This is a genomic window from Actinomadura opuntiae (genome assembly GCF_030283205.1).
GTDB lineage: Bacteria > Actinomycetota > Actinomycetes > Streptosporangiales > Streptosporangiaceae > Spirillospora.
Map to the genome: position 1 here is coordinate 140,004 of NZ_JASNWF010000011.1, position 26,039 is coordinate 166,042.

Consider the following 26,039-nt stretch of genomic DNA (forward strand, 5'->3'; position numbering starts at 1 on the left):
TCGCGCCGGCTAGCCGGTGCGCAGGCGGACCGTTGCGATCTCCCAGGGCCGCAACGCGAGCGTGGTGGTGCCGTCGTGCACGTCGAGGGGCAGGCCGGGGCGTCCGCGCAGGTCGGCGCGGACGGCCTCGGTGAACGTCCCGCGCAGCACGGCGGTGGTGGGCTCGGTCGTCTGGGCGACCAGCCGGGTCTCGATCCAGCCGTCGCCGCGGGGGCGCAGCGAGGTCATGGCGACGCCGGGGCCGGTGATCGAGAGGCCGTCCCGCGCGGGCGGGGCGGGCGCGTCCGCCGGTCCGTAGCCGGTGGCGGTGAGCAGGTCGTGCCGGTACCGCTCGGCGGCATCGGTCACGTCGTGACCGGGCCGTTCGCCGCCGTACGGCATGATCGCCATCCCGACCGTCCGCTCGCCGCGCGACTGCGCGCCCGGGGTCGGCAGCTGCGGGCCGGCGGGCTGGTCGCGGTAGGCGTTGCGGTCGCGCGACAGGTAGCCGATCGAGCGCATCAACGTGAGGGCCAGCTCGCGTCCGCCGCCGGTGACCTCGTACTCGGTGACGTGCTCCAGCAGGACGGCGAGGCCGCCGGCGGCGACGAACCCGTTCGCGGGATAGGTCGGCACCGGCCGCTCCCCGAACCCGCCCTCGGCCGTCAGCCCGCGCTCCACGACCGCGAACTGGCCTTCGGCGAACGACGAGCCTGCCTGGCGTGGCAGCGACATGTGCAGGCGGACGCGATGGTCGGCGCAGCGGTTGTCGAAGGTGACGCGCAGCCGCAGGAACGGTTCGCCGGTGCGCAGCTCGGCGCGGGTGACGACGCTGACGTCCTCCTCCGCCGCGGACCGGGCGTCGCCCGCGACGTCGCCGGACGCGGGCCAGCGGTACGTCCGGACGATGTCGAGCGCGGCGACCAGCGGGCCGTCCCAGACCGGCTCCACCCGCACCGACACAGGGTCGCCGACGAGGCGGTCGGCGGCGGGCGGGGCGTAGTTGTAGGAGTCGCCGAGGTCGCCGCCGTCCATGATCCGCCCGACGCCCTCGACCACGCCGCCGCCGGATGTCCGGAGGCCGATCGTGCCGTCGTCGCGGATCTCGGCGCGCAGCAGCCCGTTGTCGAGGACGCGGCCGTCGGCTGTGACCGGGACGTCCGGGGCGGCGTCCGGACCTCCGGGGCGGACGGTCACCAGGCCCAGCGGCGGCGCATCGACGAGCGCGGCGACCTCGCGGCGCGGGTCGGCCAGGATCCGCACCCGCCACTCCCCTTCGGCGTCGCGCAGCGCCGCCCGCACGTCGCCGATGTCGAACGGGGTGTCCGCGCGGGCCGTGACGTGGAAGGTGAGGGTGCGGTCGTCCCGCGATACCGACCAGTCGCGGATCTCCTGCCCGAACAGCACCCGCCCGTACACCCGCTCCAGCAGGACGGGCAGGGCGGACGCGGGATGGACGGCGTCGTCCAGCACGGTCGGCGCGGTCTCGAGCACCTGGACCGGCACCGGGCGCCCGTCGCCCGTTGCCAGGCCCGCTCCGCCGTCGCCTGGGACGTCGAGGAACACCAGGCCCGTCCGGGCGTGCGGCGTCGGGTTGAAGGCCAGGTGCGCGCCGAGCGGGACGGCGGCGGCGCGCTCGGCGGTGACCAGGTCGCAGACGGCCCGTCCGAGCTGCTCGGCCTCGGCCATCCGGGCGGCGACCTGCTCGGCGGTCTCGTCGCTGCCGCAGCCGGTGACCGAGTCGTGGCAGCTGACCTCGATGAGCCGACGCCAGGCCAGGTCGAGGAACCGCTGCGCGTCGCCGGTGTACCAGAGCGCGGCGAGCGGCTCGGCGTAGCGCTCGACGAGCCGCTCGGCGCGTCCCATCAGCTGCTTCAGCCGCGGGCGGACCGAGATCACGCCGGGCAGGATGTTGGCGCGGGCGTGCGAGCGCAGCTCCCCCTGCACGCGCGGGAGGCCGCCGCTGGACGGGTCCTGGGCGGCGAAGTACCCGGCGAGGGTGTCCAGGCGCATGTCGGCGCCGGCGCCGCCGATCCGGTCGGCGAGGTCGGCGGCGGGCGCGGTGTGGTCGGCGCCGTACATCGCCAGCAGGGCCCCGCCGTCCGGGTACCAGGGGCTCATCGCCTCGGCGAACCCGGCGGCGCGGCCGGGCAGCAGCGACGCGCCGTCGCCGAAGTCCTCGAACATCGACGCGGCGTTGCCGTAGCCGCCCTCGGGCAGGTACTGGGTGCGGACCGCGGTGCCGTCCGGCGCCTCCCACGCGAACGACCGGGTGCGGACCCGGTCGGGGACGCCGCGCCACACGCACGCGTGCTCGATCCCGGCGAGCCGGAGGATCTGCGGCGTCTGCGCGCAATGTCCGAACTGGTCGGGGAGGTAGCCGACCATCATCGCCGCGCCCAGCTCGTCGGCGCGGCGCATCCCGAGCTCGAGGTTGCGGACGATGTTCTCCCCCGAGCACAGGAACTCGTCGTGCAGGATCTGCCAGGGGCCGACGGCCAGCCGCCCGTCCCGCACCAGCGCGGCGACGCGTTCGCGGCGTTCCGGACGGATCTCCAGGTAGTCGTCGACGGCGGCCATCTGGCCGTCGAGGGTGAAGCGCCAGCGCGGGTCGGCCTCCATGCGGTCGACGACGCCGTCCATCAGCGACACCAGCCGCAGCCGGAACCGCTGGAACGGCAGGTACCACTCGCGGTCCCAGTGGGTGTGGGGCACGACGACGATCTCGGCGGGGTTCAGCCGCACAGTGCGATCACCTCGTTCTCGTGGGTCTCCAGGCGGTGCGTCCCCGGCCCCTCCGCCGGGATCCGGACCTTGTCGCCGCGGACGGCGAGGCGCCGCCCGTCCGGCCGGATCAGGACGGTGCCGTCGGCGTCCAGCGCGATCAACTCGTCCTCGACGCGCAGCAGGACGGGGGCGTCCGGGCCCGCCGCGATCGCCACCCGCCCGGCGGCGAGGGCGTCCAGGACCCGGTCGTCCTCGGTGAGCGCCCAGGTGACCGGCTCGCCGAGGTTCTTGAACTGCGCGGGGTCGTGGAAGTCGCTGCCGCCGAGCGGGACGACTCCGGTGGGCCGCCACACGTCCGCCCAGGCCAGCGGCGCGCCCCAGCGCCGGTCCCACCAGGACGAGTGCCAGATCTCGGCGAACCCCGGCCGCGACTCGGGCGGCAGCGGGCGGCGCCACGCGCAGTCGCCGCTGAGCGGATGGTTGATCGACATCAGCCCGCCGCGCGCCTGCGCGAACGCCGCCCAGTCGGCGCTCGGGCGGCGGAAGTCGACCCAGCCGGTGTCGCCGAACACGTTGGCGTGCCCGAGGTCGGTGGTGACCTCCTGGCCGGGCAGCAGCAGGACGCCCGCGTGCGCGCCGGCGGCGGGCAGTTCGGGGTGGTGGCTGACGGTGTTGTGGTCGGTGACGGCGAGGTAGTCCAGCCCGCGCGACGCGGCGAGGCAGGCCAGCTCGTGGACGGTGAGCGTCCCGTCGCTGTGCACGGTGTGGGAGTGCAGGTCGCCGGCGAGCCACCGCATCCCGGACGGGGCGGGCAGATCCCGGCGCGGCGGGCGTTCGGGGCGGGGCGGCGGCGCCGGGGCCTCCGGACGCGGCGGCAGCGACGACGAGGTGGTCACAGTGACCTCGTAGGGCACGCCGTCGGGCGGGATCCGGTGCAGGCCGAGCCAGACGTGCCAGGTGCCCGGTTCCAGCTCGCCCGGCAGGTAGCCGGGCGTCGCCCAGTCCGCGGCGACCGTGTACGCGCGGCGGGCGCCGCCCGACCAGCCGCGGAACCCGCCGGGCCCGGCGCAGCCGAGGTCGATGACGCCGCCGTCGAACGACAGCTCCACCGTGACCGCCGCCGTGCCGGGCGGCACGTCGAACGGCAGTTCCCGCAGGCCCTGTTCGAGGCGGTCCTCCAGAGTCCATCTCCCCCGATGAACGGTCATCCGCTGTCCTTCCCGGTCGGGGCCATCCTCGGTTCCGGCGCGCCGGGCCTGTCCGCCGCGGTCACCAGCTCGCCGTCGCGGTACAGCAGGACGCGGCCGGGCCGGGGCAGCGCCCAGCCCTCGTCACCGGGCTCGGGCTCGCACCCCTCCCCCACGACGACGTGCAACGGCTCGCCCTCCACGTCCAGCGTCACCAGGGCGCTGCCGCCCAGGTGCTCGACCACCGACACGCGCCCGGCGAACGCGCCGTCGACCGGGTGGTCGCTGTAGTCGAGATATTCGGGTCGTACCCCGCAGACGATCTCCTCCCCCACCGACAGGGCCACGCGCGGCTCGTCCGGCAGGGGCAGGGCGGCGCCGGCCGCGACGACGCGCCCTTCCTCGACGCGTGCGGGCAGCAGGTTCATAGGGGTCGATCCGATGAACGACGCGACGAACAGGTTCGCGGGGCGCCGGAACACCTCTGTGGGCGTGCCGAGCTGCCGGATGCGCCCCTTCTCCATGACGGCGATCCGGTCGGCGAGCGCGAGCGCCTCCGCCTGGTCGTGGGTGACGAAGACGGTCGTCACGGCCAGTTCCTTCTGCAGCCGCTTGAGGAACGTGCGGGCCTCCAGGCGCAGCCGCGCGTCGAGGTTGGACAGCGGCTCGTCCAGCAGGAAGATCCGCGGTTCGGCGACCAGGGCGCGGGCCAGCGCGACGCGCTGCTGCTGCCCGCCCGACAGCTCGCCGGGACGCCGCTTCCCCAGCCCGTCCAGGCCCAGGTACCGGGCCGCCTCGGCGGCGCGGGCGTGCCGGTCGGCCTTGCTCCGCTTCTTGATCTTCAGCGGGTAGGCGATGTTGTCCAGGACGCTCATGTGCGGGAAGAGCGCGTAGTCCTGGAACACCATGCCGACGTCGCGGCGGCCGGGCGGCAGCCGGGTGACGTCGGTGCCGCCGAGCGCGATCGTCCCGGACGTCGCGGTCTCCAGCCCCGCGACGGTCCGCAGCAGCGTGGTCTTCCCGCAGCCGGACGGGCCGAGCAGCGCGAAGAACTCGCCGTCCGCCACGTCGAGGCCGAGCGCGTCCAGGGCCCGCACGCCGCCCGGATAGACCTTGGTCAGCTCCCGAATGGTGATGGCCGCCATCAGCGCTTGATCCCTCCGTGGAAGCGGAACCCGTACCGGCGGCTCACGAACAGGTACATGACCACGACCGGCAGGGAGTACAGCAGCGAGAACGTGGAGATCAGGGGCAGGTCGGGCTGCCCGCCCTCGGTGTAGAACGTGTACATGATCACGGACGCGGGCGCCTTGTCCGGGTTGCGGAGCAGCAGGAACGGCATCAGGAAGTCGCCCCACACCTGCGCGACCGTCCACACCCCGACCGTGGCGAGGCCGGGACGGATCACCGGGACGACCACGTGCCGCAGGATCTGCAGCGGCGACGCCCCGAACACCCGCGCGGCCTCCTCGTAGGACGTGGGCGTCGAGTCCGTGAAGTCCTTGAGCAGGAAGATCGCGGCCGGGAGCAGCCCGCCGGTGAGCACGAGGACCACGCCGAGCCGCGAGTCGATCAGGTGCAGGTTGAAGGCCAGCAGGAAGATCGGCACCATCGCCGCCGTCCCGGTGATGATGGACGACAGCAGGAGCAGGACGTACAGCAGCGCGTCCCGTCCCGGCACCCGGACGCGGCTCAGCGCGTACGCCGCGAGCGCCGCGCAGCCGACCACGAGCAGCGCCGTCCCGGCGGCGAGCAGCACCGAGTTGCGCATCGATTCCAGCGCGTACGGGTTGTCCATGAGGACCTTGAAGTTGTGCAGGGTGAAGTCGGGCAGCGACGCCGCGATGCCGGGGTTCGCGTCGAACGGGGTGAACGCCAGCCACAGCAGCGGCAGAGCGAAGAAGCCGAGGACGGCCGACACGAACGTCGCCAGCCCGATCCTCCGCAGCGTCTCGCGGACGACCGTGTTCACGCCGCCACCGCCTCTCGCGACTCGCGGCGGCCCCGCTCGCGCAGCGCGCGCAGGTACACCAGCGCGATCACCAGGTTGATCACGATCATGACGAGCGAGATGGCGGCGCCGAAGCCGAGCCGGCCGTCGCCGAGCGCGGTCCGGTACACGTACACCGACATGATCTCCGACCGCCTGTCCGGCCCGCCGGCCGTGATCAGGAACGGGGTGAAGTCGTTGAACGTCCACAGGCTGATCAGCAGCAGGCTGGTCAGCACGTGCCCGCGGATGCGCGGGAACACCGCGTCCCGCAGCGTCTGGAGCGTGGACGCGCCGGCCAGCCGGGCCGTCTCCAGATGCGACGGTGGAACGTTCCCGAGGGCGGCGCCGTACAGCATCATCGAGAACGCGGTGCCGTGCCAGACGTTGAACACGATGACGCACGCCATCGGATGGTCGATCAGCCAGGCCGTGCCGGGGGTGCCGAGCAGCGCGTTCAGCGTGCCGCCGTCGCGGTCCAGCAGCGCGATCCACAGGAACGCGATCACCGAGCCGGGCAGGATCCACGCCAGCAGCACCAGCGCCTCGACGACCCGCCGCACCAGCCCCTTGCGGTCGCGCATCACCCACGCGATCGCGAACCCGAGCAGCGTCTGCCCGATCACCGCCGAGCCGAGCACGAACTGCAGCGTCAGCCACAGCGAATGGTGGAAGTCGCCGTCGCCGAGCACGTCGCCGTAGTTGCGCGCGCCGACGAACTTCGGGTCGCTGGCGGCGATCCCGGTCAGCCGGTAGTCGGTCGTGCCGAGGTAGAGCGTCCAGAGCGCCGGGAATACGAGGAACACCGCGACGAGGACCAGCGCGGGCGCGACGAACGCCGCCGCGCGCCCGCGTCCGAGCCCCGCCGCGTCCCCGCCGGCGGGCGCCGCGGCCGTGCCGCGGCGCGCCGCCTCACCGGGTGGAGACGTGAGAGGGGCCACCGACGATCCCTTCCAGCTTCTTGGTGTACTGCGCGGCGGCCTGCTCGGGGCCCTTGCCCGACACGACCGCCGCCGTCGCCTCCTGCAGCGCCGTCGACACCTGCGGGTAGACCGCCAGGCCGGGACGGTAGGAGGTGACCGGCAGGACCTTCTCGGAGACGAACGTCAGCAGCGGGTCGCCCGCGAGGATCTGCTTGTTCACGTCCGTCCGGGACGTGATCTCGGGCGTGCCCGCGGTGCGCGCCTTGACCATCTCCGCCGAGTTCATGAACGCCATGAACTCGAACGCCTGCTGCGGGTACTTGGTGTTCGGGTTCATCACGGTGAGCGGCCCGCCCGACATGCTCACGAACGACTGGCCGCGCACGCCCTTGCCCGGAGAGACCGCCGGGATCAGCGCGAACCCGACGTCGGAGTCGCGGGTCTTCATCTTCGCGACGCCGTCCTTGGGGTTCAGTACGTCGCGCCAGAGGTAGTCGCCCTCCGCCAGGACGCCGATCTTGCCGGCGGCGAACTCCTCGAACGACTTGTCGCGGCCCTTGGCCTCCTCCTGGAGCTTCGGATCGCCGAGGCCCTCGGAGCCGTAGATCTGCGCGTACAGGCCGAGGACGTTCTTCAGCGCCTGGCCGCCGCCGGTCCACTTGCCGTCCTGGTAGATCTGCGCGCCCGCGCCGGCCAGCAGCGGCAGGACGCCCTGCATGCTGGTGGCCTCGCCCATCGCGGTGCCCGCGTCCAACTGGATCGGGGTCACGCCGGGGAGCTTCTTGAGCGCGCGTCCGGCCGCGATGATGTCCTGCCAGCTCTTGGGCTGCCAGTCGGCGGGCAGGCCGGCCTCCGCGAACAGCTTCTTGTTGAAGTAGAGCAGGCGCCCGTCGGTGCCGGACGGGATCCCGTACTTCCTGCCGTCGAACAGCGCCAGCTGTTGGACCGATCCAGGGATCTGCGACCAGCCGTCCCAGGCGTCCGCCTTGACGCCGACCTCCTCGCCGAGCGGCTTGATGTACCCGGCCTGGGCGAACTCGCCGAGCCAGATGCCGTCGATGTCCATGATGTCGGCGCCGGACCGCGACTTCAGGTCCAGCGCGAGCTTGGTCTTGTAGGCCTCGTCGTCCACGCCCTGCCCGCGGAAGGTCACCTTCGCGGTGATCCCCTTGGCCTTCTCGGCGGCGACGAACTTCGGGATGACGGTGTTGGCGATCCACTCGGCCTCGCCGGCGTTCTTGCCGCCGGCGATGGCGTTCCGGGTGACGGTGAGGGTAAAGCTCTTGGCGTCCTTGCCCCGATTCGGATCGGTCGAGGATCCGCCGCCGCCGCAGCCGGCGAGCGCCGCGCCCGCCAGCACGAGTGCGGCCGCCGCGCCGATCCGCCTTCTGGAGAAGTCCCTACGGGAGATGACCATGGGTGACCTCCTACAAGCGTCACCACTTAACGTCACCGAAGAACGCGATCACGTAAAGACCCACGAGATCGTTTTCTTGGGTCAGGGATCCATCAGCTCGGCGGCGCGGGCTGCGAACGCCTCCATCGCCTTGGCGGTGATCGGCCCCGGGGCCTCGGAGAGGACGGTGCCGTCCACCGCCCGGATCGGCTGGATGTCGCGGGTCGTGGACGTCAGGAACGCCTCCTCCGCGCGGTACAGCTCCTCCAGCGGGAGGTCCTCCTCCTCGCCGCCGCACCACTCCAGCACCAGCGCCCGCGTCACCCCGGCCAGGCAGCCCGACGACAGCGGCGGCGTCACCAGCCGCCCGCCGCGGACGACGAACACGTTGCTGCCGGTGCCCTCGCACAGGTTCCCCGCGAGGTTGCCGAAGATCGCCTCGCCGCCGCCGCGCTCCTTGGCGTAGGCGAGCGCCAGCACGTTGTCGGCATACGAGGTCGTCTTCAGGCCGGCGAGCGCGCCGCGCTCGTTGCGCTGCCACGGCACCACGGTGACGTCGGCGGTGGCGGGGAACGGCGCCTGCTCGTCCACGATGATCGACACCGTCGGGCCCGCGTCGCCGCGCGCCGAGCCCAGCGGCCCGGGGCCGCTCGTGCAGGTGATCCGGATCCGCGCCAGCGGCCACCTCGGCGCCGCCGCCAGCACCTCCAGCACGCCCTGCGCGAGCGCGTCGTGGTCGGGCTCGGGAAGGCCGAGGCCCGCCGCCGAGGCCGCCAGCCGCCGCAGGTGCCGGGTCAGCGCGAACGGCTCGCCGTGCGCCGCCTTCACCGTCTCGAAGATGCCGTCGCCGACCAGCATGCCGTGGTCGAACACCGACACCACGGCCCGCTCAGGGTCGACCAGCTCGCCGTTCAGCCAGATCCTGGCCCGCCCGCCCCCGTGGGCCTGCGCCGTCACCCGAAGCCACCTCCAATAGCCGAGCCGCCTTCAGCTCGGTCTCGCGCCATTCGCGGTGCGGATCGGACCCCCACGTGATGCCGGCGCCCGTGCCGAAGCGCAACAGGCCGTCCCGCGCCCAGAAGCTCCGGATGCCCACCGCGAGGGCGCCGCGCCGGGAATCCGCGTCCACCCAGCCGACGGCCCCACAGTACGGGCCGCGGGGGACGGGTTCGAGTTCATCCAGCAGAGTCAGCGCACTCGACTTCGGCGCGCCCGTCACCGAACCGGGAGGAAACGTCGCGGCGAGCAGCTCCGGCCAGCCCGCGCCGTCCTCCAGCCGCGCCCGGACCGTCGACACCAGGTGGACGAGGCCGGGATGCTCCTCCACCTCGCACAGTGCCGGGACCTGCACCGATCCCGTCGCCGCCACGCGGCCCAGGTCGTTGCGGACGAGATCGACGATCATCACGTTCTCGGCGCGGTCCTTGGGCAGCAGATCGGCCGCCGTCCGGCCGGTGCCCTTGATCGGGCGGGACTCCACCACGTCCCCGTCCCGCGACAGGTACAGCTCCGGCGACGCCGACGCGACCTCCAGCCCCGGGATCCGCAGCGTCATCGCGTACGGCGCCGGATTACCCCGCGCGAGGCGCGCCCCGAGCCCGGCGATGTCCGCCCCGGCCGGCAGCTCCGCCGACAACACCCGGCACAGGTTCGCCTGGTAGACGACCCCGTCCGCGATCTCCGCCCTGATCCGCTCGACACCGGCGACGTACGCCGCCTCGTCCAGCGAGCTCTCCCACTCCCCCACGCCCGGCCAAGCACCGCCGGGGTGAGGCGCCTCCCGGACGCGCTCGAACCGCGCGCACGTGACCTCGCCCTCGTAGGTGACCACGACCGCCCACCAGCCGCGCGAATCCAGCGCCGCCGGATCGCCCGTCACCTCCGCGAGCCCCGTGGCCAGCCGCCCGCCCGCATAGGCGAAGCTCACACCAGCACGCACCCGAACGAATCTGCCAGGCCCTTCAGCCCCGCCTCCGTCACCGTCAGCGCCCGCCGCGTCGGCCCCCGCTCGAACCAGCCCAGCTCGATCATCCGGTCCGTCAGCGCCGCGCCCAGCGCCCCGTTCAGATGCGGGCGCCGCTCCGTCCAGTCCAGGCAGTGCCAGGCGAACCTGCGGCGCGCCTGCCGCAGCGCCGGCACGTCCAGCCCCAGCGCGCCCAGCCGGTCCTCGCCCTTCTCGGTGACCTCGTACGACTCCTCGCCGTCCCGCTCCAGCAGGCCGCCGTCCACCAGCGCCGCGAACAGCGCCACCCCGGCCTCGCCCGCCAGATGGTCGTAGCACGTCCGCGCCTGGTGCAGCCGCCGCGCGTCCCGCGACTGCCGCAGGCTCCGCACCCTCACCGGCGGACCGAGCCGCGACAGCGCCTCGATCACCTGCGCCACCTCGGCGTTCTGCAGCCGGTAGTAGCGGTGCCGCCCCTGCTTCACCACCGAGACGAACCCCGCGTCCAGCAGCCGCGCCAGATGCGCGCTCGCCGTCTGCGCGCTCACCTCCGCCGCCCGCGCCAGCTCCCCCGCCGCCAGCGGACGCCCGTCCAGCAACGCCGTCAGCATCGCCGCGCGCGCCCGGTCGGCCAGCAGCGCCGCCACCGGCGCGATGTCCGAAGTAACGACAAGTTCCGCCATGCCACGACCCTATGCGCCGCACCCTTCGACCCGCGTCGAAGCATCCGGCCCGGCACGCCGGGAAACCCGGTTTGGGGAACGGCCCCGGACGCGCTAAGGTTTTCCCCGTCGCCGCAACGGGCCGCAAGGCACCGGGCAGCACGCGCGGAAGTGGCTCAGGGGTAGAGCATCACCTTGCCAAGGTGAGGGTCGCGGGTTCAAATCCCGTCTTCCGCTCTGAGGGGCCTTTCAGGCTGTGACCCAGAAGGTCTCTTCTGGTGGAGTGGCCGAGAGGCGAGGCAACGGCCTGCAAAGCCGTGTACACGGGTTCAAATCCCGTCTCCACCTCAACCGCCGTGACTCCCCCGGAGACCACGCGCGCGGGCGATTAGCTCAGTGGGAGAGCGCTACCTTGACACGGTAGAGGTCACTGGTTCAATCCCAGTATCGCCCACTTCGGAGTTGGGAGTGGTGTGGTCGGAGCCTGTGGCTCCTTTCCCGCCACTCCTTCGTCGTATTGCCCGGGGGGCGACCCCCGGACCCCCGATGTGGGGCGCTCCGCCCCCCACGCCCCCTCGGGGTGCTGTCGCTGATCTGGTTCGGGTTTCTTCTTGGGCGCGCGTTCGGGTTTGGTGAGGTCGCGTTAAGGCGTTGGTTCTGGTTCGGCTGCCGTTGCGGCGTCGGGGGCGTCGTGTGGGCATGGCTTGGCAGGAAGGCCAGGGTTAGGGCGAAGGTGACTGCCAGGACGGTCGTGCCGACTTCTAGGGCCGTGCTCATGCCGTGTGCGTAGGCGCGGTCTGCGGCCGTGGTCAGACGCCCGGACGCGCCGGTCGGCAGGTGCGCGGCGACGCCGTGCGCGCCTGCCACGCTGGCGTTCGCGGAGCGACGGGCGGTCTCGGGCAGGCCGCCTAGCGCGCTCGCCAGCCGGTCGCGGTAGCCGCTGTTGAGGACGCTGCCGATGATCGCGGTGCTGAACGACACGGCGATGTTCTGCAGCGTCCGGGACATCCCGTTGCCGGTGCCCGCCTGGTCGACGGGCAGCGCGCCGAGCACGACGTCGACCGACAGCGGGATGCTGAAGCCGAGCCCCGCACCGAAGACGGCGAGGCCGAGCGCGACGATCCCGTAGCCGCTGCCAGCGTTGGCGAGCACGCCCAGTCCGCAGGCCGATACCAGCATCCCGGTGAGGATGACCGCCTTCTGACCCAGTCTCGCGGCGAGTTGCTCACCGAGGGCTGCGGCGGCCAGCATCGCCCCGATCATCGGCAGGAGCCGCAGGCCGGTGCCCTCCGCGTCGTTGCCCTGCACGATCTGGAGGTAGACGGTCAGCACGAACAGCGCCCCCATCATGGCAAAGCTGATCATGGCGAAGGCGATGGTGCCCCAGGTGAACCCGCGGTTGCGGAAGAGCCGCAGGTCGACCAGGGGCGTCGCGGCGGTGCGCTGGCGCAGCAGGAACAGCGCCAGGAACAGCGTGCCGCCGGCGAGGCCGGCACGCACGGTGGGGTCGCCCCAGCCGTGGACGGGCTGCTGGATGATCCCGTAGGCCAGGCCGGTGACGCCGGCGACGGCCGCGAGCGCGCCCGGCCAGTCGAGGGACGGAGCGGACGGGTCGCGGCTCTCGGGCACCCACAGCAGGACACCGGCCAGGCTCAGCACGACCACCGGCACGTTGATGAGGAACACCCAGCCCCAGGCGAAGTGGGCCAGGATCCAGCCGCCGAGCAGCGGGCCGAGCGGCATGCCGAGCATGGTGCCGACGGTCGTCACGGTGACCGCGCGCTTGCGCTCCTCCTCGTCGGGGAACAGGACCGGGATCAGCGCGAGGGCGAGCGTCATGATCATCGCGGCGCCGGCGCCCATGAACGCGCGGGTGGCGATCAGCTGGTCGGCGTCGTCGGCCAGGCCGGCGACCACCGACGCGGCGCCGAAGACCGCCAGGCCGGCCACGAGCACCGCGCGCCGGCCGATGCGGTCGCCGAGCTTGCCGGCCGGCAGCAGGAGCCCGGACCAGGCCAGGGTGTAGGCGGCGGTGATCCACTGGAGCTGGCTGGTGGAGGCGTCCAGCTTCGCGGACAGGGTCGGCAGCGCGGTCGCGAGCACGTAGGTGTCCAGGCCGATGACCAGGATGCTCAGGGTCAGCGCGCCCACCGCCCACCAGCGCGTCCGCAGCGGCCGGTCCGTACCTGTGACTGGCATGGGAGACGTCTTCTCTCTGGAGGGGCGGTCGGTCGCCGTGCTGCGCTTCTACGGTATGACTAATTTTTAAAATTGGTCAATCGTCTCGGTCGGTATGCTGAGTGCGTGCCCCGTCCTTCCCGGCTGGCCGCCGGCTCCGGTGCCCGGCAGCAGCGCGCGGAACGCATCCTCGACGTCACCGCCGACCTGCTGAACAAGCACGGCTACCGGCGGGTCACCATCGACGACGTCGCCCGCCTCTCCGGTATCGGCAAGGGGACCGTCTACCTGCACTGGCACACCCGTGAGGCGCTGTTCTGGGCGGTGCTGCAACGCGAGGCCGTCGACCTCTTCGAGAAGGTCCTCGTCGATCTGCGCCGCGACCCGTGGTTCGCGCTGCCGCACGCGTTGATGCGCGCCATGTTCGTCGAGGTGGCGGGACGTCCGCTGGTGCGGGCGCTGCTGCTCGCCGACGCCGAGGTGCTCGGCGGCCTGGCCGAGGACGAGACGGTCCGCTCAGCCCAGCAGGAGATGGCGGGCAACCCCGACTACCTGACGCTGATGAAGGACGCCGGGGTGCTGCGCGCCGGCCTGAGCCCGGAGGCGGCGGGCCACGTCCTCGGCAGCGTCATGCTCGGGTTCTTCGGCGCCGACTCCGGCGCGCTCCCACTGGCCGAGCGGGCCGACCTGCTCGCCGAGGTCCTGCGCCGCAGCCTGGAGGTCGACGATCCCGCGCCGGAGCGGGTGGCGGCCTTCGGCACCGAGGTCGTCGCCATGTTCCGCACGATGATCGACGCCCATCGGGACCGGCTCCAGGCCGCCTACTGAAGGCTGCGGACGCTCCTGCCGTTGGCAGGGCTTGCCGGGGATGCTCGGTTGTTTTGGTGGTTTGTGCCGAGATTCGGTGGGCTGTCGGGTGGTTCGGTGTGCTAGCTGGGGTGGTTGGCGCGGGGGTGTCCGGGCGGGGGTTGCCGGGCGGGCGGGCGGCGGTTACGTTGTCGAATTAATAGGAAACCTTCCTATCAAATAGCGACTCGGGGTTCGGGGGAATCCGTCACCTTCGGCACCTGGAGTGAGTCTTGCGCTCCCGCTCGGTTCTCAGTGTCCTCGCCGCTCTCCTGCTGGTCCTCGCCCTGGCGCCCGGGGCCCGGGCCGACGGCCGGCCGTCCGCCGTGTTCGCCAAGACCTCGGATTGGGGGTCGGGCTGGCAGGCGCGGTTCACGCTCACCAACGGGTCCGGCACCGCGATCAACGGGTGGCGGGTCGCGTTCGACCTGCCGGCCGGGACGTCCATCGGGTCGTTCTGGGACGCCGTCCTGACCAAGGACGGGCAGCACCAGACGTTCGTCAACCGCGACTACAACGCCACGATCCCGGCGGGCGGGTCGGTGACGTTCGGGTTCCTCGGGAGCGGTCCCGGGAGTCCGGAGAAATGCACCTTCAACGGGCAGCCGTGCGAGGGGGCGAGCGAGCCGGGCGGGCTGGGCCGGCCCGGCGCGCCCGGGATCACCGCGCGGACCGACTCGTCGCTGACGCTGTCATGGAGCGCCGGATCCGGGACGCCGACGGGATACCGGGTGTACGAGGGCGCCGATGTGCGGGCGACGGTCAGCGGCACCAGTGCCGTCATCTCGGGGCTCGACAAGTGCTCGACGCACACGTACATGGTGAAGGCGTACGGCGCGGACGGAGAGTCCGACGCGAGCGACGCGGTCACCGGGACGACCAGCGGGTGCGCCACCGGGCCCCTCCCCCGGCACTTCCTGACCGGATACTGGCAGGACTTCGTGAACGCGGCGCAGGAGCTGAAGCTGTCGCAGGTGCCCGACCAGTACGACTTGATCGCGGTGGCGTTCGGGGAGGCCACCGCGACGCCCGGCGAGGTCGCGTTCCAACTCCACCCGGAGCTGTCCAGCGCGCTCGGCGGGTACACCGACGCGCAATTCAAGGCGGACATCGCGGCGCTGCACGCCAAGGGCAAGAAGGTCATCCTGTCGGTCGGCGGGGAGAAGGGCGCGATCCGGGTGTCGGACGCGGCGTCGGCGGCGGCGTTCGCCGGCTCGATGAGCGCGCTGATGTCCGAGTACGGGTTCGACGGCGTGGACATCGACCTGGAGAACGGGCTGAACCCCGCGTACATGGAGCAGGCGCTGCGCTCGCTGCGGGCGAAGGCCGGCGACCTCATCATCACGATGGCGCCGCAGACGGTGGACATGCAGTCGACCGGCGGGTCCTACTTCCAGCTGGCGCTGAAGATCAAGGACATCCTCACCGTCGTCAACATGCAGTACTACAACTCGGGCGCGATGCTCGGCTGCGACCAGAAGGTGTACGGGCAGGGCTCGGTCGACTTCATGACCGCGCTGGCGTGCATCCAGTTGGAGAACGGGCTGCGGCCCGACCAGGTCGCGTTGGGACTGCCGGCCGGGCCCGGCGCGGCGGGCGGCGGGGTCGTGGCGCCGTCGATCGTCGATGACGCCCTTGACTGCCTCGCCAAGGGCACCGGGTGCGGATCGTTCAAGCCGCCGCACACCTATCCGGACATCCGCGGCGCGATGACGTGGTCCATCAACTGGGACGTCACCGACGGCGGCGGCTTCGCCAGGACCGTCGGCGCGCACCTGGACACGCTGCCGTGAGCGCGCGGATCTGGGCCGTGGCGGTCCTCGTGGCCGGGCTGCTGATCGGCGTCACCGGGCCCGCGCGTGCGGACAACGTGCTGGTCAACGGCGGTTTCGAGAGCGGTTCGCTGGACGGGTGGTCGTGCTCGGGCGGGTCGGTGACGACCAGTCCGGTGCGGACGGGCTCGTACGCGCTGGCCGGCGGCGTGACGGCGGGCGATACCGGGCAGTGCACGCAGACCGTGAGCGTGAAGCCGAACACCGCGTACACGCTGTCGGCCTGGGTGCGGGGCTCGTACGTCTACCTGGGCGTGACCGGCGGGGCGTCTCGCTGGACGCCGTCCGCTACCGGCTTCACCCAGTTGTCGGTCTCCTTCACCACAGGTGCGGCACAGACTTCGACAGAGGTCTTCCTGCACGGCTGGTACGGCAACGGGACCTATTACGCGGACGATGTCGTGCTTGACGGCCCCGGCGGGCAGCCCGTGCCGGGAGTGCCCGGTACCCCCGGTGCGCCGAAGCTGGGCGCTGTCACGGACGGTTCGCTGGCGTTGTCATGGGGTGCGTCCTCCGGGACGGTCACCGGCTACCGGGTCTATGAAGGATCCGATGTGCGGGCCACGGTGACCGGTACGAGCGCGACCGTGTCGGGCCTGAAGGCATGTAGTTCCCACACGTACGTGGTGGCCGCCTACAACGATGTTGGCGAGTCCGCCAAGTCGGCGCCTGTCAGCGGGCGGACGAGCGGCTGCACCGACAGCGGGCTCCCCAAGCATGCGTTGATCGGATACCTGCACTCCACGTTCGCCAACGGCTCCGGTTACGTGCGGATGGCGGACGTCCCCGATGCCTGGGACATCATCGACCTGGCGTTCGGCGAGCCGACGTCGCCGACGTCCGGGGAGATCGGGTTCACCCGGTGCCCGGTGAGCGACTGCCCGAACGCCGAGAGCGACGCGGACTTCATCGCGGCCGTCCGCGCCAAGCAGGCGCGGGGCAAGAAGGTGCTGCTGTCGATCGGCGGCCAGAACGGTCAGGTGCGGCTCACCACCGCGGCGGCGCGGGACGCGTTCGTCCAGTCGGTGTCGGAGATCATCGACCGGTACGGGCTGGACGGGCTCGACGTCGACTTCGAGGGCCACTCGCTGTCCCTGGATCCCGGCGACACCGACTTCCGCGCTCCGACCACGCCGGTGATCGTCAACCTGATCTCGGCGCTGCGCTCGCTCAAGGCGCGGTACGGCGCGAAGTTCGTGCTGACGATGGCACCGGAGACGTTCTTCGTGCAGGTCGGATACCAGTTCTACGGCGGCTCGGGCGGTAGCGACGACCGGACGGGCGCGTACCTGCCGGTCATCTACGCGCTGCGCGACGACCTGACCGTCCTGCACGTCCAGGACTACAACTCCGGCCCGGTGATGGGCCTGGACGGCCAGTACCACACGATGGGCGGCGCCGACTTCCACGTCGCGATGACCGACATGCTGAAGGCCGGGTTCCCGGTCGCGAACACCGGTCACGCGTTCCCGGGGCTGCGTCCCGACCAGATCGGCATCGGGCTGCCCGCCGCCGTCAGCGCGGGCAACGGGTACACGCCGCCCGCGCAGGTGCAGCAGGCCGTCACCTGCCTGGTGAAGGGGCAGGGGTGCGGCTCGTACGCGCTGCGCGGCGGGACGTCGCCGGACCTGCGCGGGCTGATGACGTGGTCGATCAACTGGGACCGCTACTACGGCTGGGAGTTCATGAACGCCCACCGGCCGCTCCTCGACGCCCTCCCCTGACGCGTCCACCGAGATCCCTCCACCCCGGAAGTAGGTGTTCGGCATGCGAAGATTCCTCGCGCTCCTGGTGTCGTTCGTGGTCGTCGCGGCCTTGGCGGCCGCTCCCGCGCACGCGGCGGCGCGGCTGACGGCGGCGTTCAGCCTGTCGGGGACGACCGGGAAGTACGTGGTCAGCAACCCCGGAACGTCCGACGTGACCGGCTGGAAGCTCACGTTCGAGCTGCCGTCGGGCGTGACGGTGAGCAGCCCGCAGAACGCGACGGTGTCACAGAACGGCACGAAGGTGACGCTCACGCCCGCGTTCTACATCAACACCGTCAAGGCGGGCGGGAGCACCGAGCCGTACAGCCCGACGTTCACGCTCAGCTCCGCCGCGCAGCCGGCGAACTGCCTGCTGAACGGGGCGAGCTGCGACGGGAGCGGCGATCCGCCGCCGACGGTGAAGGCGGTGACGGCCGAGTACTCGGTCAACGGGACGCGGGCCAAGTTCGTCGTCGCGAACAACACCGACACGGCCGTGAACGGCTGGACGATCGTGTTCGACCTTCCGGCGGGCGTGACGGCGAGCGACGCCGAGAACGGGTCGATCAGCCAGAGCGGCACCACGGTGACCCTGACGTCCACCTACTACAACTCGACGGTCGGAGCCGGAAGGACTACCGAGCCGTACAGCCCGGCGTTCACCGTCAGCAGGTCCGGCGCGGAGCCGACGAGCTGCCGCGTCAACGACGCCAACTGCGACGGGTCCGCGGACGTCCCGCCGAGCGCGCCGGGCGGGCTGAAAGTGACGGTGAAGACGACCAAGACCGTCTCGCTGAGCTGGGACGCGGCGAAGGCCGGCAGCCTGCCGGTCACGGCGTACGAGGTGTACAACGGGTCGGCGCTCGCCACGACGGTGCCGGACACCGGCGCCACCGTCACGGGCCTGACGCCGAACACCCAGTACACGTTCACGGTCAAGGCACGCGACCGGAAGGGGAACCTCTCCCCCGCGAGCGCGCCGGTGACCGTGAAGACGAACGACCCGGCCGATGACACGCAGGCGCCGTCCGTTCCGTCCGGGCTGCACAGCACCGGCAAGGACTCCGCCGGCGTCAAGCTCGCGTGGAACGCCTCGTCCGACAACACCGGCGTCGCCAACTACGACGTGCTGCTGGACGGGAAGGTCGCCACGACGGTGACCGGGACCTCCGCGACCGTCGCGGGACTGTCACCGTCCACCGAGTACTCCTTCACCGTGCGGGCCCGCGACCTGTACGACAACCTGTCGGCGGAGAGCGCGGCGGTGAAGGTCACGACCGACGACGTGGTCGGCGGCTACGCGCGCGTCGGGTACTTCGTCCAGTGGGGCATCTACGGGCGGCAGTACTTCGTGAAGAACCTGGACACGACCGGCAACGCCGCGCGCCTCACCCACCTCAACTACGCGTTCGCCAACATCGACCCGAAGAACCTGACCTGCCTGCAGGGCGTCACGAAGGGCACCACGTCCGACCCCGAGGACCCGAACCAGGGCGACGGCGCGGGCGACGCCGAGGCCGACTACGGCCGCCCGTTCAGCGCCGCGCAGTCGGTGGACGGCGTCGCCGACACCGGCTGGGAGAGGCTGCGCGGCAACTTCAACCAGCTGAGGAAGCTGAAGGCGAAGTACCCGAAGCTGAAGGTCCTCATCTCGATCGGCGGCTGGACGTACTCCAAGTACTTCTCCGACGTCGCCGCGACGGACGCCTCGCGCAAGAAGTTCGTCAGCTCCTGCATCGACACCTACATCAAGGGAAACCTGCCCGAATACGAGAACGCGGGCGGGCCGGGCACGGCCGCCGGGATCTTCGACGGCATCGACCTCGACTGGGAGTGGCCGGGCTCGGAAGGGCACCCGGGCAACCACGTCAGCGCGGCCGACAAGCAGAACAACACGCTGCTGATCGCCGAGTTCCGCCGGCAGCTGGACGCGCTGACCGCGCAGGGCGGCGAGCGCTACGAGCTGACCGCGTTCACCCCCGCCGACCCGGCGAAGATCCAGTCCGGCTGGGACCTGCCCCAGGTCGCCAGGTCGCTGGACATCTTCAACGTCCAGGGCTACGACTTCCACGGCTCGGGCAGCGACAACTCCTGGGAGCCGAACCGCACCGGCCACCAGGGCAACCTCTACACCGACACCGACGACCCGTACCCGTTCCACTTCAGCGTCGAGAACGCGGTGGACGCCTACCTCGGCGCAGGGGTGAACCCGCGCAAGCTGACGATCGGGCTCGCCTACTACGGCCGCGGCTGGCAGGGCGTGTCCGACGGCGGCAAGGGCGGCCAATGGCAGGCCGCCAAGGGCGCGGCGCCCGGCCAGTTCCCGGAGGAGGCGGGGACACGCGGCTACGGCAACCTGATCTCCAGCGTGCCGAACTGCGCGATCGCGCACGACGAGCAGGCCGTCGCGACGTCGTGCTTCACCGGCGACGGTGGCCAGTGGTGGTCGTTCGACGACGCCTGGTCGATCGGCAAGAAGACGGCCTGGTTGAAGAGCAAGCACCTGCTGGGCGCAATGATCTGGGAGATGTCCGGTGACCCGGGCGTGCTCACCAAGGCGCTCGACGACGGCCTGAGCTGACCCCCTGCACTCAGGGCCGGCGCCGTCTCCCCCGCGCGGCGCCGGCCCTGACCCTGTCAGAGCTCCTGCGGGGGCTCGCCGGTCAGGTCACCGGAGCCGGGGGCGCGCAGGCCGTCCAGGATGATGTGCAGGTTGCGGTCCCACTGCCGGTCGCCCGCCCGCAGGCCGAGCGTGTGCGGGCCGGTCGCCGGTGACACCAGCAGGAACGCCACGTCGGTCCAGCTGACGTCGGCGCGCATGGCGCCCGCCTCCTGCGCGCGCTCGACCAGCCTGCGGATGCGGTCGCGCAGGTCGGCGCGCGAATGGTCGAGGACGTGCCCGAGCGCCTCGTTGATGTCGCACAACTCGTTGCGGCGGCGGACGTAGGCCGCGGCGAACTCGCGGAACCCCTCCCACGGGTCGTCGGCGGCCAGGCACGCGTCGGCCGCCGCGGTGATCTCGCCGATCAGCTCGTCCAGGACGGCCTTCAGCAGGTCCTCGAGGGAGCCGACGCGGCGGTAGAAGGTGCCGATCCCGACGCCCGCGCGGCGCGCGACGTCGTGCGCGGTGATCTGCGACCCGGACTCCCGGGCGGCCTCGTGGGCGGCCGCCACCAGGCGCTCCACGTTGCGCCGGGCGTCGGCGCGGGGCCGGTGCCCGGTCCCGTCGTCCAGCAGCCGGTCCACCGCGGCGAAGGTCGCGTCCATGCCCCCAACCTAGCATCAAGCGGACGGTCGCCCTCCAGTTAGTTCCGCCCCGGTCGCTTCGGGGTCCGGGGCGCCGCCGAGTGACCCTGCCCACAAACGGGGACTGTCTCCGCACTTCAGCCGGTCGGGCCCGGCGGCGTCACGGTCCGTAACGGCTAATTCTCGCGTGGCGGGAACGACATATCCGGAGGTGAACCTGTGGAAAGGAAGACAAGGGTCAAGGCGGGCGCGCTGGCGGCGGCGGGCATGGTGGCGCTGGCGGGATGCAGCGGTTCGGACGGGTCCCCGAAAGCGCGCGCGGACGCGTCGGCGCCGGTCAGCGGGAGCGCGCAGCAGCTGCAGCAGCAGTACGAGAAGGTGGTGGACAGCGTCCTCCCGTCGGTGGTGAAGATCGCGACGGACCAGGGCGAGGGGTCGGGCGTCGTCTACGACGCCAAGGGCGACATCGTGACGAACGCGCACGTGGTCGCCGGAGCGCACAAGATCGAGGTCACGACGTCCGGGGGCGGCAGCCCGCTCAATGCGAGCCTCGTCGGCTCGTTCGCGGCCGACGACCTTGCGGTGGTGAAGGTGGACGGCGGCTCCCTGCGGCCGGCGAGCTGGGGCGACTCCGGCAAGGCCGACGTCGGGCAGATCGTGCTGGCAATGGGCAATCCGCTCGGCCTGGCGGGAAGCGTGACGAACGGGATCGTGTCCGCGCTGAACCGGACGGTGTCCACCAAGCAGGAGGGGGCGTTCCCCGGCGCGACGATCGCCGACGCCATCCAGACCAGCGCGCCGATCAACCCCGGCAACAGCGGCGGCGCCCTGGTCACGCTGAGCGGCCAGGTCATCGGCATCCCGACCGCGGCGGCTTCCGACCCGCAGATGGGCGGCGCGGCCGTGGGGATCGGGTTCGCCACGCCGAGCAACACGGTGAAGAAGATCGTCCCGCAGCTGATCCAGAACGGGAAGGTGTCGCAGTCCGGGCGGGCGGCGCTGGGCGTGACCGTCCGCGCGATCGTCGACCCGGCCAGCGGGCGGCCCGTCGCGGTCGCCGTCGTCGGGGTGGCGAAGGGGGGCGGGGCCGACCAGGCCGGGATCAAGCCCGGCGACCTGATCACCGCGGTCAACGGCACGCCCACCCCCGACCCGACGTCGCTGGGGAGCCTGCTGGCCGGCCTCAAGCCCGGTGACAGCATCAAGGTGCAGGTCCAGCAGCCCGACGGAACGAAGAAGCAGGTGTCGGTGACGCTCGGGCAGCTGCCCGGCTCGAGCTGATACCTAGCCGCACCCCCGCACACGACGGTTTGTTCGGACGGGCTTATTGCGGCCTAATACATCGTGAGACGATGTATTAGATCCCCGGTATCGACAGGAGGTGATCGACCTGAGCTCCCCCGCGTCGTCGGCCGCGGTTCCGCCCCGAGCGGACGGTCCCCCGGCGGACGGGTCCGCCGAGGCGCTGCTGATGGAGATGAACCGTCCGGGCGTGGGCGCGGCGCGCAGGGAAGAACTGCGCGCGGCGCTCGTCCGGATGTACGCGCCGCTGGTGCAGCGGATCGCGCACCGCTACGCCCACCGCGGCGAACCGGTGGAGGACCTGGCCCAGGTGGCCTATCTGGGCCTCGTCAACGCGATCAACCGGTTCGATCCCGAACGCGGCGGCCAGTTCGTCGTCTACGCCTATCCGATGGTGCTCGGCGAGGTCCGCCGCTACTTCCGGGACCGCACCTGGGGGATCCGGGTGTCGCGCCGCATCCAGGAGCTGCGCCCCCAGATCCAGCAGGCCACCCAGCGGTTCGTGCAGACGCACGGCCGCTCCCCCACACCCGGCGAACTCGCCGCCCTCCTCGGGGTCACCGCGGAGGAGGTCACCGACGCCCTCCTCGCGTGGGAGTCCTACCGCCCGCTCTCCCTGGACGGCAGCAGCGACGGCGACCCCGAGGCGAGCCCGCTCGCGGACCGGCTCGGCTGCGAGGACGCCGCGCTGCAGCACGTCGTCGACGGCGAGGCCCTGCACGGCCTGCTGGCCGAGCTGCCGAAACGGGAACGCACGATCGTGCTGCTGCGGTTCTTCGGCAACAAGACCCAGTCGCAGATCGCCGAGGAGCTCGGCATCTCCCAGATGCACGTCTCCCGCCTACTCAGCAAGACCCTGCAACACCTACGCGAGCAAATGTACGGAGTATGACGCCCCAGGCGCTGGGGTGAGCACGGGCGGGCACGCGGAGCGAGCGGAGCGGGGCACGCCCGACGACTGGCGGGTTGTTCTACGCGGAGCGCTAGCGGAGCGTAGAACAACCCGCCAGTCGTTGACGGGGGTTCCAGGGGGTCGCCCCCCTGGGAAAACACAGCCCCCTGGGTAATTTCAGTTCTCGCGCAGGGCGCGCAAGGATTCCTTCAGGGAGCCGAGTGTTTTGAAGACCGCGGTCGGCTCGTAGCCGCAGTGCGCCATGCAGTTCGCGCAGCGCGGGTCGCGGCCGCGGCCGTAGGACTCCCAGTCGGTGTCGTCGAGCAGTTCCTGGTAGGTCTTCGCGTAGCCGTCGGACATCAGGTAGCACGGACGCTGCCAGCCGAACAGGGAGTAGGACGGGATCGCCCATGCCGTGCAGCCGAAGTCGGCCCTGCCTTCCAGGAAGTCCAGGAAGAGCGGCGAGTGGTTGAGCCGCCACCGCTTGCGGTTGCCGTCGGCGAACGCCTTCTTGAACAGCTCGCGCGTCTCCTGCACGCCGAGGAAGTGCTCCTGGTCGGGCGCCTTGTCGTAGGCGTAGCCCGGCGAGAGCATCATCTCGTCGACCTGCAGGTCGTCGTTGAGGTAGTTCAGGACGTCGATGACGGTCTGCGGGGTGTCGGTGTTGAAGAACGTGGTGTTGGTGGTGACCCGGAAGCCGCGTTCCTTGACCAGCTTGACGGCGGCGACCGCCTCGTCGAACACGCCCTCCTTGCAGACCGACTCGTCGTGCCGTTCCTGCAGGCCGTCGATGTGCACGGTGAAGGCGAAATAGGGCGACGGCTTGAACTTGTCGAGCTTCTTGGGGATGAGGAGCGCGTTCGTGCACAGGAACACGAACTTCTTCATCTTCACCAGCTCGTCGACCAGCTCGCCGATCTGCGGGTGCATGAGCGGTTCGCCGCCCGCGATCGACACCATCGGGGCGCCGCATTCCTTGACGGCGGCGATGGCCTGCTCGACCGGCATGCGCCGTTTCAGCACGTCGGCCGGGTGCTGGATCTTGCCGCAGCCCGCGCATTTGAGGTTGCAGGCGAACAGCGGTTCGAGCTCCATGATGAGCGGGAACTTGTCCTTGCCGCGCACCTTGTTGCTCAAGATGTGCGATGCGACGCGGACGCTCTGGCGCACTGGCATCGGCATTATGGTCGAACCTCCTTCGGCAAGGTGAATTCGGTGGTCGGCACGGTGGAGCGCGGCGCTTCGCCGGGCGTGCCCTCGACGTGCTCGTGCCCGGTCGGCCGCGTCACGCCGCACGCCCCAGGTAGCGGCCGAGGGCGCTGATCGGGAACACCAGCCGGTACAGGTGGTAGTTGATGTAGAAGTCGCCGGGGAAGCCGGTGCCGGTGAACTGGGGTTCGTCCCAGGTGCCGTCCGGGCGCTGGTGCTCCACGAGCCAGCGGACGCCGGACTCCACCGCCGGCGACCGCTCTCCGGCCGCGAGCAGCGCCAGCAGCGCCCACGCGGTCTGCGACGCGGTAGACTCGCCGCGCCCGATCCAGGACGGGTCGTCGTAGGAGCGCAGGTCCTCGCCCCAGCCGCCGTCGGGGTTCTGGTGGTGCTCCACCCACGCCACGGCACGGCGGATCTGCGGCTTGCCCGGGCGGACGCCCGCGGCGATCAGCGCGGGCACCACGCTGCCCGTGCCGTAGACGTGGTTGGCGCCCCAGCGGCCGAACCATGAGCCGTCCGGCTCCTGCGCCTTCAGCAGCCACACGACGGCGCGCTTGGCGACGGGCGACTCCGCGTGGCCCTCCTTGGCGAGCGCCTCGACGACGTGCGCGGTGACGTCCGCCGACGGCGGGTCGATGACCGCGCCGAAGTCGCAGAACGGCAGCTTGGTGCACAGCTCCCGGGTGTTGTCGGCGTCGAAGGCGGCGAACCCGCCGTCCTTGGACGCCATCCCCGCCATCCACCGGACGGCCCGGTCGATCGGCCCGCGGACCTCGGCCTCGGGCAGCCCGGAGCGGCGCAGCGCCAGGATCGCCTCGGCGGTGTCGTCGGTGTCGGGGTACAGGTCGTTGTCGAACTCGAACGCCCAGCCGCCCGGCGGCAGGTCCGGCCGCCGCACCGACCAGTCGCCCGGCCCGCGGATCTCCTCGCCGACGACCCAGCGGGCGGCGCGCAGCAGTGCCGGGTCGCCGGCGGGCGCGCCCGCGTCCGACAGCGCGTTCATCGCGAGCACGGTGTCCCAGACGGGCGACTGGCACGCCTCCAGCCGGCGGCCCTTCTCGTCGCGGATCGTGAAGCGGTCGAGCCCGGCGAGGCCGCGCTTCATCACCGGATGGTCCAGGTCGTAGCCGAGCAGGCTCAACGCCATCAGCGAGTACACCCAGGGCGGCTGGATGCCGCCCCAGCAGCCGTCCGCCTCCTGCCGCGCCACGATCCACTCGGCCGCGCGGCGCAGGGCGGCGGTGCGCAGCGGCCGCACCGGGGCCTTCTCGTACACGTGCAGGAACCGGTCGAGGGCGTTGAACGCCCGGCCCCAGCCGGTCGCCCTGCGCTCCGGCCGCCGGCCCGCGCGCAGCTCGGGCAGGTCGAACGGCAGCGACCGGACGGGCCGCAGCGACCCCAGGATCGTCAGCGGCACGATCGTCTGCCGCGCCCAGCAGGCCCAGTCGTAGACGTTCAGCGGGAACCGGCTCGGCAGGAACATCAGCTCGGGCGGCATCACGGGCAGGTCGTCCCAGGACCACTGGCCGAACAGCGCGAGCCAGATGCGGGTGAACACCCGGCTGCCCTCGATGCCGCCGGCCTCGCGCGCGTAGGCGGCGGCCTTGCGCATGTGCTCGGCGTCGGGCGCGTCGCCGGCCAGCCGCAGCGCGACGTAGGCCTCGATGGTGGTGGACGGGTCCGGCGGGCCGCCGTAGAAGTTCGCCCACGTCCCGTCGTCGCGCTGCTGCGAGCGGATCCAGCGGGCCGCCTCGGCGGTCTCGTCCGCGGTGCGGATACCGAGGAATTGGCGCAGCAGCAGATCCTCGGCGTCCATGGTGACGTTGGTCTCCAGCTCGGCCTTCCACCAGCCCTCGGCCGACTGCAGGCCGAGCAGGTGGTCGCGGGCCGCGTCGACGGCGGCCCCGGCCGCTTCGGTGAGTCCGGGGGCTTGCGTCGTGGTCATTCGGCATCCTGCTTTCTCACGGCCTCCGTCCTCGC

19 protein-coding genes and 3 tRNA genes are annotated in these 26,039 nt (G+C 71.8%); 9 read left to right on the forward strand and 13 right to left on the reverse strand.

The features are described 5' to 3' along the window. Positions 1-9: 9 nt before the first annotated feature. From QP089_RS24355 to QP089_RS24395, 9 genes are all read right to left on the reverse strand, one after another. A complete protein-coding gene (locus QP089_RS24355; protein WP_285914226.1) occupies positions 10-2,724 on the reverse strand; it encodes a glycoside hydrolase family 38 N-terminal domain-containing protein in 2,715 nt (904 codons plus the stop codon). Then, complete coding sequence (locus QP089_RS24360) at positions 2,715-3,914, reverse strand: CehA/McbA family metallohydrolase (RefSeq protein WP_285914228.1); 1,200 nt, start codon at positions 3,912-3,914, stop codon at positions 2,715-2,717. Before QP089_RS24360 ends, QP089_RS24355 begins: the two co-directional genes overlap by 10 nt. After that, positions 3,911-5,038 (reverse strand): ABC transporter ATP-binding protein, encoded by a 1,128-nt coding sequence (locus QP089_RS24365; protein ID WP_285914230.1) that lies wholly within the window; start codon positions 5,036-5,038, stop codon positions 3,911-3,913. Before QP089_RS24365 ends, QP089_RS24360 begins: the two co-directional genes overlap by 4 nt. Next, on the reverse strand, positions 5,038-5,865 hold the full coding sequence (locus QP089_RS24370; RefSeq protein ID WP_285914231.1) for a carbohydrate ABC transporter permease: 828 nt from the start codon (positions 5,863-5,865) through the stop codon (positions 5,038-5,040). Before QP089_RS24370 ends, QP089_RS24365 begins: the two co-directional genes overlap by 1 nt. Further along, positions 5,862-6,824: a carbohydrate ABC transporter permease gene (locus tag QP089_RS24375; protein WP_285914232.1), complete on the reverse strand. Its 963-nt coding sequence runs from the start codon at positions 6,822-6,824 to the stop codon at positions 5,862-5,864. The genes QP089_RS24370 and QP089_RS24375 overlap by 4 nt, the downstream gene beginning before the upstream one ends. After that, positions 6,796-8,223 carry an extracellular solute-binding protein gene (locus QP089_RS24380; protein ID WP_285914233.1) on the reverse strand — a complete coding sequence of 476 codons (1,428 nt, stop codon included), beginning with the start codon at positions 8,221-8,223 and terminating at the stop codon, positions 6,796-6,798. Before QP089_RS24380 ends, QP089_RS24375 begins: the two co-directional genes overlap by 29 nt. A gap of 81 nt (positions 8,224-8,304) precedes the next feature. Next, positions 8,305-9,159 carry an aminotransferase class IV gene (locus QP089_RS24385; protein ID WP_285914234.1) on the reverse strand — a complete coding sequence of 285 codons (855 nt, stop codon included), beginning with the start codon at positions 9,157-9,159 and terminating at the stop codon, positions 8,305-8,307. Next, positions 9,092-10,141, reverse strand: coding sequence for a chorismate-binding protein (locus QP089_RS24390; protein ID WP_285914235.1), 1,050 nt, complete (start codon positions 10,139-10,141; stop codon positions 9,092-9,094). The genes QP089_RS24385 and QP089_RS24390 overlap by 68 nt, the downstream gene beginning before the upstream one ends. Continuing rightward, positions 10,126-10,827: an ArsR/SmtB family transcription factor gene (locus tag QP089_RS24395; RefSeq protein ID WP_285914238.1), complete on the reverse strand. Its 702-nt coding sequence runs from the start codon at positions 10,825-10,827 to the stop codon at positions 10,126-10,128. Before QP089_RS24395 ends, QP089_RS24390 begins: the two co-directional genes overlap by 16 nt. Positions 10,828-10,971: 144 nt before the next feature. Here QP089_RS24395 and QP089_RS24400 point away from each other — a divergent pair. The 3 genes from QP089_RS24400 (at position 10,972) to QP089_RS24410 (ending at position 11,260) form a co-directional block, all read left to right on the forward strand. Next, a tRNA-Gly gene (locus tag QP089_RS24400) sits at positions 10,972-11,043 on the forward strand. A gap of 40 nt (positions 11,044-11,083) precedes the next feature. Continuing rightward, positions 11,084-11,154 (forward strand) — tRNA-Cys (locus QP089_RS24405). A gap of 34 nt (positions 11,155-11,188) precedes the next feature. After that, a tRNA-Val gene (locus tag QP089_RS24410) sits at positions 11,189-11,260 on the forward strand. On the opposite strand, the gene QP089_RS24415 is transcribed toward QP089_RS24410, so the two are convergent. After that, the gene (locus QP089_RS24415) at positions 11,242-13,005 is read right to left on the reverse strand and encodes an MFS transporter (protein WP_285914239.1); all 1,764 of its coding nucleotides are present in this window, start codon (positions 13,003-13,005) and stop codon (positions 11,242-11,244) included. The genes QP089_RS24410 and QP089_RS24415 overlap by 19 nt on opposite strands. A gap of 105 nt (positions 13,006-13,110) precedes the next feature. On the opposite strand from QP089_RS24415, the gene QP089_RS24420 reads away from it, so the two are divergent. The 4 genes from QP089_RS24420 (at position 13,111) to QP089_RS24435 (ending at position 19,988) form a co-directional block, all read left to right on the forward strand. Continuing rightward, on the forward strand, positions 13,111-13,812 hold the full coding sequence (locus QP089_RS24420; protein ID WP_285914241.1) for a TetR/AcrR family transcriptional regulator: 702 nt from the start codon (positions 13,111-13,113) through the stop codon (positions 13,810-13,812). 251 nt (positions 13,813-14,063) lie between these two features. Continuing rightward, the gene (locus tag QP089_RS24425; protein ID WP_285914243.1) at positions 14,064-15,623 is read left to right on the forward strand and encodes a chitinase; all 1,560 of its coding nucleotides are present in this window, start codon (positions 14,064-14,066) and stop codon (positions 15,621-15,623) included. After that, positions 15,620-17,386 carry a chitinase gene (locus QP089_RS24430; RefSeq protein WP_285914244.1) on the forward strand — a complete coding sequence of 589 codons (1,767 nt, stop codon included), beginning with the start codon at positions 15,620-15,622 and terminating at the stop codon, positions 17,384-17,386. Before QP089_RS24425 ends, QP089_RS24430 begins: the two co-directional genes overlap by 4 nt. Positions 17,387-17,429: 43 nt before the next feature. Then, a complete protein-coding gene (locus QP089_RS24435) occupies positions 17,430-19,988 on the forward strand; it encodes a glycosyl hydrolase family 18 protein (protein WP_285914245.1) in 2,559 nt (852 codons plus the stop codon). Positions 19,989-20,044: 56 nt separating this feature from the next. Here QP089_RS24435 and QP089_RS24440 read toward each other — a convergent pair whose 3' ends face one another. Next, the gene (locus QP089_RS24440; RefSeq protein WP_285914246.1) at positions 20,045-20,674 is read right to left on the reverse strand and encodes a TetR/AcrR family transcriptional regulator; all 630 of its coding nucleotides are present in this window, start codon (positions 20,672-20,674) and stop codon (positions 20,045-20,047) included. A gap of 198 nt (positions 20,675-20,872) precedes the next feature. Here QP089_RS24440 and QP089_RS24445 point away from each other — a divergent pair, with 198 nt between their 5' ends. Together QP089_RS24445 and QP089_RS24450 are read left to right on the forward strand one after the other, a co-directional pair. Then, a complete protein-coding gene (locus tag QP089_RS24445; protein WP_285914247.1) occupies positions 20,873-21,934 on the forward strand; it encodes a S1C family serine protease in 1,062 nt (353 codons plus the stop codon). A gap of 100 nt (positions 21,935-22,034) precedes the next feature. After that, on the forward strand, positions 22,035-22,847 hold the full coding sequence (locus QP089_RS24450; RefSeq protein ID WP_285914248.1) for an RNA polymerase sigma factor SigF: 813 nt from the start codon (positions 22,035-22,037) through the stop codon (positions 22,845-22,847). Between the two features lie 177 nt (positions 22,848-23,024). On the opposite strand, the gene hpnH is transcribed toward QP089_RS24450, so the two are convergent. Next, entirely contained in the window at positions 23,025-24,023 is a 999-nt protein-coding gene (hpnH, locus tag QP089_RS24455) for an adenosyl-hopene transferase HpnH (RefSeq protein ID WP_285914249.1), read from the reverse strand. 109 nt (positions 24,024-24,132) lie between these two features. Continuing rightward, positions 24,133-26,004: a squalene--hopene cyclase gene (shc, locus tag QP089_RS24460; protein ID WP_285914251.1), complete on the reverse strand. Its 1,872-nt coding sequence runs from the start codon at positions 26,002-26,004 to the stop codon at positions 24,133-24,135. Positions 26,005-26,039 lie beyond the last annotated feature (35 nt).